The following is a 10,700-nucleotide window of genomic DNA, read 5'->3' on the forward strand; positions in this document are numbered from 1 at the left end:
TACATATAATCATGAATATTAGTACTCTAAGGGGAAATAGTAATTTTGATAACAATATGTAGGAAAAGGAGAAAAGGGTTGGAAAAAAATAAAATACTGTCTTTGTTTTTGGCAGTCATTATGTTTAGTAATTTAATAACACCAATTTATGGAGCAGGCTTTGATAAAGTCGAAGAAGATGATACTAGTGCTTCTATTTTTTTTAGTGAAGCAGAACTTGGCAAAGGTTCTTTTACAGCAAAAGATATTATAGATAGATATTACAATTATGAACCTGCTAAAGGACCAATAAATGCTCCACAATATGAACAGTTATCTATAGTAAAATTCATTGAAACAAGTACTGGATACCTTTCAGGAATGGCATTAGATGTTAATGGAAAAGTTTGGACGTGGGGGAGAAACTCCTGTGGTGTACAAGGACTTGGAGAAGGAGTATTAACTTCAGGAGATGCATCAGGTGAATGGCTTGGAGGAATGAAGAGAATTCCTTACTTTGTGGATAATAATATAACTATAAGAAATATTCAATCGGCTTACTATACTGCTTATGCTTTATCTGATAAGGATGAGCTTTATGCATGGGGAAGAGGTCTTGAAGGACAAATGGGAGATGGTACCAATAAATATCATAACAATAGTGTTCATAAAGTAAATATTCCTAATGTTAAAATGTTTTCAGCTGGACAAGGAGCAGGTGCAAATCATGCTATTGCTGTAGATAGAAATGACGACGTATGGATGTGGGGATATGGAAGTGGAAATGCAATTCCAGGACATAGTGGATATAACTCAAATCCAATAAAACTTAAAAAGCTTGATTTAGGAGTAGATGGAAGTGGGAATCCAGTAACAATTGTAGATGTAAAAGCCTCAGAAAGTGCAAATTTTATATTGGATTCGGCGGGAAATGTATGGGCATGGGGAAATGCATCGCATGGTCAGTTAGGAAATAGTAGTACGACTGAAGATATAGATGTACCTACAAAAATGGGAAGTGCCCTTTTTCGTAATAAAAAAATAGTTCAGATATCAGCTGCAGGATACAGAATTATGGCATTAGCTGAGGATGGAACAGTATATCAATGGGGGGACTTAGAAGGTTCAGATTTAAAGACCGATGACCAAAGGAAACCGTCGGTATTAGAAATTGATTCAGTTGAAATAGAAAATATAGGATATACACCGATACCTCAAAAGATTATCGCAGGTAGAAGAACGGCTTATTTTATAGATCAACACGGAAGATCATGGGCATGGGGAAATGCAATTTACTTTAATCTTGGACGAGAAGGTGGATATGAAGATAGCAATGACTTAACTAAAATTCCAAAAGCGCAGCAATATCCCAATATAGTAGGAGATGGAGATACTCAAATCTATGATCATAGTCCGAAATTTCCAAAATATGCAACTGATGTAAATAGTAAGGGAAGACATAGTAGATATGGAGGATATAGTTTTAATAACCTTCATCCAACTGTATATGATGAAAAATATATGTTAAAAAATGATGCAGGTGATCCAATAGATTATGAAGGAAATGCATTAGAGTATAAGACATCTGGAATTAATAAAGATAAATATGTAGTAAAGGGAACGGAAACTGTATCAATACCAGAAATTGATCCTAAAGAAGCATGGATAAATTTATCGTTTAAGCCAATGGGGTATGTACAGGATATTTCCACATATCTTTCAGCTACAACTTTCTTAGACTCAGCAGGTAATATATTTAAAACCGCATTAGACGGAAGTGGAACGATTGCATGGGGTTGGGATTTTAATGAGAAATATGATTTGAATGGCGGAGTTAATTCTAGAGGAACAGATCAAGGGTTATATGATAGATATGTGTATGAAATAGTATTTATGCGTGGAATGCCGACAAAAATACCACCAACAGTAAATGTACAAGAAGTTGAAAAGAAGAAAATTTATAAGGAATATGATGAAAAAGGTAATGCAATCCATGATCCTGTAAAAGTAATATCTGAGGCAACAGTTCCTGAAACAATAGTAGATGAAGGATTAAATTTAACAGCAAAAGCGGAACTTGAAAAAGTTGACTATGTATTTGTACCATATGATTTGGAGAATCCTGACGCGGTTAATCTAGATATTTCAGCTATAGATACTAGAATTAAAGATGTAAATGGAAATGAAAGTATAATTCAAAATGATTTTGATAAATTAGTAGAAAAAGGATATAAACATGAAGTTTTAAGAACTGCAGACAAGGAAGTTGCAGGTGGAACTACTTTAACAGATGAAATTGAAGTTAAGGAAAATGGAATATTGTTTGTTAGATCAGTATTTAACCAATATGGATCACCAAACGGAAAGGTTACTCCAATAGTAATAGATAATTTCTATACAAAAGCTCCAATTGTTCATAATGGTGTTGGAGATGCATTAGAATATGAGGGTAACGGTGGACAAGAAGAAATGCCTGTATACTCTAATACTTCAGACAATGTAGTCAAGACAAATGAAGACAGTGAAGATACAAAACTTGATCCTGAAGAATCTGAGAAATTAATGGGGTTCCCATTAGATGCAAATGGTAAAGTAATAAATTCAAGACCTACACCAGGAGGAAACTCTGTAATAAAAGATGTAGCACCTACCTTTGGTTATGATACAGTAGAAGTTTCAAGTTATGAAGCAGATAAATTTGAAGTAGATGGATGGGATTTATTAGACTTAAACACTAAAGAACCGACAGATAAAGTTCAAAAATATCCAACAATTACTTTAGATGATGAGCAAAGTTTTACTATTGACAAGGAAGGAAATATAGAAGAAGTTGAATATACTTTTTATTATAAAGCAAATCCAAATGTTTTATCAAAAGTAGAGGCGGAATTCATAGACGTTGTTGGAGATGACTCAACGCAAATGGATGAGCATTATGGATATGTAAAACTTACTAATCCAAATGGGAAGCCTGGAAGGTTTTATGTGTTTGACAAGGAATATTCAGAAAAACCTTCCGAAGGTAAAAAACCTATAGATGCATTAAATTCATCGAATTTAATAGGAGTTTTTGAGTCGGATGAAAATGGAGAATTGCATACTAAACTCAGTAATGTATTGTATGAAGCGCTAGCTGAAGTATATGGTGGCATTGGAGATGGAAAAATCAAAAGAAATGACACTCATGAAGAAGGTTTTTATCCTATAGAGGTACTTTTCCAAGAAGGACCAATAACGGAAGGAATGGACTTTGGTCCGGGACAAAAATTACTTTCTAATCCTGATGTAGCGGAGGTTAACAATAGAGTAATAAAAGAGAGAACGTGGATAAAGTTAGATTATTTAGATGAAGAAGTAATAATGTTTTATACAGATCCGGGTTCAACAGTAAAAGTATTTGCTGATGGAAAAGAAGAAGCGATAGGAACACTTCAAGAAGTACCTGATAAAGATATTCAATATATTATATTTGATGAGCCACAAACTTCAGGGACAAAAATAACAATAGTGTCACGAGCTCCGGATAAATCAGAATACAGAATGAGTGAAATAATAAAGTAAGAGACATAGATCCGGAATAAGTTAAGTCATTTAACTTATTCCGGAAAAGAGAACAGGAGGAGGGTGAAAGAAATATGTTTAATGCGATGAAAGGAATATCAAAGAGAATATCGCTTTTATTGGCATTGATAATTCTTCTCTCCACACCGGTTGAAGCTTTTGCTCAAATAAATGCAGCTTATGATAATGAGTCAGTAGCTGAAGAAGTTTATGAGGCGGATGTTTCAGGCAGTGAGGATGAAAGTATTATTAACGATGAAGGAGAAAATGATTTTCCGGAAGATATGATCCCAGAAGAAGAACCAGAGGAGATAATTCCTGAAGAGGAGACTAAAGAAGTAACTAAAGCAGGTTCTTATCCGGGTTCATTCAGTGGAGAAGTTAGATTTACAATAGATAGTGAAGATCCGCTAGTAGATTTAACAGAAGCAATTCAAGAAGCAATCGAATTAGTGGAAAAAGAAGAGCCGAATTTTTTAAGACGAGTAACAAGAAGTATAGACTCAAATCAAGCTGAGGAACTAAGTGTAGATATTAGATTTATTGCAAACTACACACCTTTAGTGGGCAGTGAAAATAAAATAGAACAGCTTTTAAAAGAAAATTTAACTATAGGTTTAAAAGCACAGTATGAAGGTGATAATGAAATTATTACTGATGAAGGAGATAATATCTTACCTGGTAGTGATGTTACAGATAGGTTATCACCGAAAGAGTATGAATTTACCAGAGAAAACTTAAAAGCAGGTATAGATGTAGAAATACCCGTAAAAGTTACTGGATATACTGATTTAAACAGTTATTTAGAGACTACATTCGGTATTTCTTTTGATACAAGTTCTATGGTAAATGAAGTAAATGGAGTATCATTAGAAGGTTATTTAAAGGTAAGTCCATCAGGTGGAGGAAGCGGAGAAGATATACCTACAATAACATTGGAATTTTATGAAATTGCCAAACCTCAAGGACCATTAGGAGGAATTGAAAGTCTAACAAAAAATGTAAGAAATATTACCAAACCAAATAATGGATTAGGACCGGTAGAAGGAGAAAACTTCTATAAAGAAGTACAGGCAACTGTAGGAGATGAAGTAGAGTATGAGATTACCTTAACAAATACTAGTAATGCTTCAATTCCCATAAAAATAGTTGATCCTATACAAGTAGGTTTGACAATAGAAGAAAGTGTAAATAAAGAAGGAAATGACATAGTAATAACAGATACTTTAGCTCCCGGTCAAACCGGAACCTATAAGTATAAAGCTACAGTTACTTCTATTGACAATGGAGTAATTAAAAACACAGCTACAACAAACAAATTAAAAATATATGATGGAGTGTTAACGCCGATTGATAAAGTTAACATTAGAAAGACAGCTGATGGTAAAGAATTAGTCTTAAACAACGGTAAGACAGTTGTAGTTTATGGTGGTGTAGCTTGGATATCAGATGAATCAGAAGAAGGTACATTAAAAGCCTCAGCAACTGTAAAAATGCCTGATGGTAAGTTAAGAGTTACTAAAGAATTCCATAATGATTTTAATCTAAGAATTAAAAGAGCAGCGAATAATCCTATAAGTTTTAAGATTCAAGTAACAGGACCACACGGATATTCAGAAGAAATTAATTTGGCAGCTGGAGGAATAAAAGATCTTGAAAACTTATATTATGGTGAATATACAGTAACAGAATTAGAAGCTAATGGTTATACACCAAGCTACAAGGTAGGAGAAAGTTCAGAAACAGTAGAACCTGCAAAAGTAACGATAAATAATGCAGAAGAAAATAAAGTAACAGTTATTAATACTCAAACCGGAGCAAAAGAAACAACTGAGAACATCAAAGTAACAAAAGACTGGAAAAACGGACCAAAGCCGGATACAGTAATAGAACTTTGGAGAAGCGGACAAAACTTGGAAGGTTCTGAAATAAATGAAAAAGTAGGAGAATTCACAGCCAATGCAACGAAGATTGAAGAGACCTTTGAAGAACTGGCAAAACACGATCCAACAGGAAGAGAATTTAACTACTATGTAAAAGAAGCTGAAGTAGAAAACTATACAACAGAGATCAAAGGAGATAAGGCTACAGGATTTACTGTAACAAATACCTATGTAATACCAAAACTTCCGGAATTTAAAGCAAGGAAGATATGGGAAGGAGACGAAACAGTAACTCGCCCTGAAATGAACTTTGAGTTGTGGAGAAAGATAGGAACAGAACTAGATGAAAAAGTTCCTGGAGCAGAAGTAAAGAAAGTAGATGGAGTAATAACAGAAGCAATCTGGACAGACTTGGATAAGACAGATATTAACGGAAGAGAATATACTTTCTATGTAAAAGAGAGCTTTGTAACAGATAAGGCAAGTAATGCAAACTGGATTTTAGGAGAATATGACTTTGCAACAAACTCCATAACTAATACAGTAGTAACAGGAGATGACAAGGCAGGAAAACTGGACGTAGAAAAGATCTTAAAGAATGAAGATAGCAATAGAACTAAGCGTTCAGTATCTAATCAAATAAAATTTAAGATAATAGTAACAGATGAGTATGATAATGAGACATCAGTAGATATCTTTGCAGGAGAAACAAAGACTATAGAAAATCTATACTATGGAGACTACACAGTAAAAGAAGAAGATACGAATGGATATATCCCAAGTTATGCACCGGAAAAAGTAACAGTAACTAAGGATCAAACAGAAAATCCTAAGTTTGTAGTAACCAATAGTAGAGATGAAGATAATCCTGAAGACCCAAATAGAGTAGACATAGAAATAAATAAGGTATGGGAAGATGGACCAAAGCCTGATACAACACTATTATTAAAGAGAAAAGTAGTAGTGGAAGAAGGCGGAGTAGAAAAAGACATAATTGATGATGACTTTACCAAGACCTTAAAAGTAACGAAAGATACACTTAAGTTTGAATTTGAAAAACAAGCAAAACATGATGAAAAAGGTCGCGAATATCAATACTATGTAGAAGAGCCAACAGTACCTGAAAACTATGAGGCAACAATAACTCCTGAAGGAGCAGTAACAGGAAACAAATTAGTATTTACAGTAACCAATAAATACACAAGCCCAATAATTCCTGAATTTACTGTAACAAAGAGCTGGGAAGGTGACGAGACTGTAACCAGACCTACAATGGTTCTAACTCTAATGAGACACTTAGAAGGTGAAGAGGAAAAAGACCGTGTTGCAGTTCCTGATGTAGAAACCAAAGAAGTAAATGGAACGACAACAACAGCAACTTGGAATAATCTACCTGAGACCAATGCAGCAGGAGTAAAATATATCTACTCAGCAAAAGAGGAGTTTAAGGAAGATAAGGCAAGTAATGCAAACTGGATTTTAGGAGAATATGACTTTGCAACAAACTCCATAACTAATACAGTAGTAACAGGAGATGACAAAGCGGGGAAACTGGACGTAGAAAAGATCTTAAAGAACGAGTTAGAAACAACAAGGTCAAAAAGATCAGTAAGTGAACCAATAGAATTTACAGTAGTCGTGACAGATGAGTATGAAAATGAGATTCCGGTAACAATAAAAGCGGGAGAAATCATTTCGGTAGGAAATCTATACTACGGGGACTATACAGTAGAAGAGACAGTTACACATGGATATGTTCCAAGTTATGAACCAACAGAATTAACAGTAGAAAAGGATCAGGCAAAAACCCCTAGATTTGTAGTAACTAATAGTAGAAAAGGTGGAACAGATGATCCGAATGGCTTAACAATTAATATAACTAAGATTTGGGATGGCGGACCTAAACCAGAGACTGTTATAGAATTGTGGAGAAAAGGTGTAGAGTTAGATGGTACTGAAATTGATGAAAAGATAGGACACTTAGATATAGAAGATGGAATGTTAGGAGAGTCGGTAACACAAGAATTTTTGAAGCTAGCAAAACATGATCCGAGTGGAAGAGAGTTTGACTATTATGTAAAAGAGCCTAATGTACCACTTAATTATGCAAAGGATATTGTTGAGGAAAAAACTGAAAAAGGATATAACTATACAGTAACGAACACATATTTATCTACAGATCCTACAAAAACAAATAGTTTAGATGAAGATCAAGGCGTTAAACCAAAAGATGAATTCACCTATACTATAACGTTGACAAATCCAACAAGTTACGCAATTAAAAACACTCCAATAGTTGACAAAGTTCCTGAAAGCTTGGAAATATTAGAAGTAAAATTATCAGATGGCGGGAATGCCGAGAAAAAAGGGAACGAGGTAAGCTATATAGTTCCTGAAATATTGGCAAAGAGCAACTTTACAATGGAAATTAAGGTAAAAGTAAAAGATAATGTCGCAATAGGAACAGAGATTCAGAATATAGCTGTAGTAGATGGAGAAAAAGTTCCTGATAGACTAATAGAAGTAACAGCTTTAGAAAATAATAAAGTTGCAAAAAGAAATATCAATGAAGGAACAAATAAAGAACCTGTATATGAACCGATAGATGAAAGTTATGCAGTAGATTATGGTGATAAATATATCTATGAAATTACCACTAAGAATATTGGAAATATAAAACTTAAAAATGTAAAAATAGAAGATGACATCCCAAGAGAGTTAGATATACTAAGTGTAGTTTTATCTGATGGTGGACAAGTAACAAGAGTGGGAAATAAGATAGAATATCTGATACCGGAAATAAATCATGGTGAAACTTTTACAATGACAATAACAGTTGCAGCAAACTATAATGCAATAGTGGGAACTCAAATTGGAAATGTGGCGTATGTAGATAAAGTTCCAGTGCCCGATGATGGTGTAAACTTTGGGCCATCAGGATTAAGACTGTTAAAAACCAATAACACTGATTCGAGTTGGAGTTTGCCAAATGCAGAATTTGAGTTGTTTAAATCAGATGGTAAATCTTTAGGCAAATGGGAAACAGGAAGAAATGGAGCATTTACAATAAAGAATATACCAGCTGGCGAATATTACTTTATTGAAACAAAAGCACCACCATATCACAGGTTAAGTAAAACGCCTGTTATGGTAACTGTTAATGAAGGAACAATAAACACATTAATTGTGGCCAATAGGATTTCATCTTCATCACCAGCGACGTATAGGAGTTTACCAAATGTTGATAGTTATGTATTAGAGTCAAGTATAGCCCAAAATACTATTCTTAGAACATCTATAGGTCAGGATGATGTTAATAAGGACTTTGTTACAGTAAGTGTGTTGTATGAAGATAAAATAACAGATCCTGAAATGGTAAAAAACATTAGATTAAGTAACCAAGAAATAACTATTAAAGACAAATCAACGGGAAAAGTAGTTCTAAATCAAAATACCAATAATATGGGGGAAACAACAGTAGTTTTACCATATGGTGACTATGTAGCAGAAGTACAAAATCCGGATAAAAATATATTTGTACCAGATGCTTTAGATCCACCGGTGCAAGAATTTAGTTTACCTGCATCAGAAGAAGACTCCGAGGTAAGTTTATTCTTTAATAAAGTAGCATTAGAAGAAACAACAGATAATGAAGAAGATTCAAAAGAGACAGAAGTAGACAAAGATGTTGACAAGAAAGAAGTTGATGATAAAGAAACGACAGAAAAAGATAAGAGTACAAACACAACAACTTCAGTAGAAAAGAAGGAAGACAATAAAGTAGTAGCAACTGACACAACAGCTAAGACAGAAGAGAAGGCTAATGGGGAAAATAAGACATCAGAAATAACAAAGACAGGCTATCTAAGAGGTTATGAAGACGGAAGTATAAGACCAAAAGCAAACATAACCAGAGGGGAAGTAGCTGCAATACTGGCAAGATTAAATAAAGCAGAAGCAACGACAAAGACAAGTTATACTGATGTAAAGGCAGGAAGTTGGTATGAAGATTATATCAACTATGTAAGTGAAGTAGGATTGATGGAAGGCTATGAAGATGGTAGTTTTAAACCTGAACAGAACATTACCAGAGGAGAATTTACAACGGTAGTGTCAAGGTATAAAGAGTTAACAGGAGGAGAAGCACCATTTAAAGACATAGTAGGACATTGGTCAGAAGAGAGTATAAAGAGCGTATATACTAAGGGTTGGATAAGTGGCTATGAAGATGGTAGCTTTAAACCTGATAAGTATATAAGTAGAGCGGAAGTGACAAGCATAGTAAATAAGATGGAAGGAAGAGTAATAGTAGAAAAAGAGCTGGACAAACTTTCCAATAAGTACAGTGACTTAAACAAAAGTGATTGGTACTATTATGATATGCTTGAAGCCAGCAAAATGTAAAAAATAAATATTTTGATACTATATGGAAAACATATTTACCCATATAGTATCAAAATAAAATCATTAAGGAGGAAGAAGTGAACAAAGGTCAAATTAAAAAGAAATTGAGTTTAATTCTAGCGATTATTATGATTCTCGCAAATTTTGTGCCTGTATTTGCTAATGAAAATGATAATGCTACATTAGATACTTATCTTAATGGTGCGAATAATATTATTAAAACTCATAGTGAAAATGAGGGTGTCGACCATAGTAACAGTAGAATTAGCAAAAGAGATACAGATACACCAATAGGGCCAAAAGATTTTTTTGGATTGGAAGTATATGTAGAATATGATGATCCGAGTTATCCTGGATATCCAAGAAGAAAATTGTTAGATGTAAAGCTTACAGTAACTAATAAAAACACGGGAGATGTAATTGAATCTGAAAAGTTAATTCCTGGTACTTATACTTCAGATTGGCTTCCTCATGGAACCTATACTATTGAAGTTGAAAATCCTGATCCAACACAGTATGTTTTAGTAGAAGGATTTAAGGAAAAATTTGATTTTGATTTACCTTTACCAGCGACAGTTTCTGATTTAGCAGTTATTTATAATTATATTCCTGAAGGATCGGAATTTAGTGTGACTTACGATGGAAATGATAATACTTCAGGAGAAGCACCAGTAGATTCTAATAAATATATGCCAGGAAATGAAGTAATAGTACTGGATAAAGGAAACTTGGAGAAAGGAACTGCTGACTTTACAGGTTGGAATACAAGTGCAGATGGAAGTGGAATTGCATATGTATTAGGGGATACATTTAATATAACAGAAGATACCATACTTTATGCCCAATGGAAGTCACCTGAAAGAATAGTTAAGT

The 10,700-nt window shown here is 33.9% G+C and carries 3 protein-coding genes; all 3 read left to right on the forward strand.

Annotated features, from left to right (window positions below):
- The first annotated feature begins 78 nt into the window (after window positions 1–78).
- Window positions 79–3,540, forward strand: a complete 3,462-nt coding sequence (locus tag EF514_RS09105; protein ID WP_127725139.1) for an RCC1 domain-containing protein — start codon at window positions 79–81, stop codon at window positions 3,538–3,540.
- A 74-nt stretch (window positions 3,541–3,614) separates the two neighbouring features.
- A complete protein-coding gene (locus EF514_RS09110; protein WP_127725140.1) occupies window positions 3,615–9,827 on the forward strand; it encodes an S-layer homology domain-containing protein in 6,213 nt (2,070 codons plus the stop codon).
- 77 nt (window positions 9,828–9,904) lie between these two features.
- Window positions 9,905–10,700: InlB B-repeat-containing protein (locus EF514_RS09115; RefSeq protein ID WP_164845584.1), on the forward strand; the 796-nt coding region annotated here is incomplete at its 3' end.

Origin of the sequence: Anaerosphaera multitolerans (assembly GCF_004006535.1) — a bacterium.
GTDB classification, from domain to species: Bacteria; Bacillota; Clostridia; order Tissierellales; family Peptoniphilaceae; genus Anaerosphaera; species Anaerosphaera multitolerans.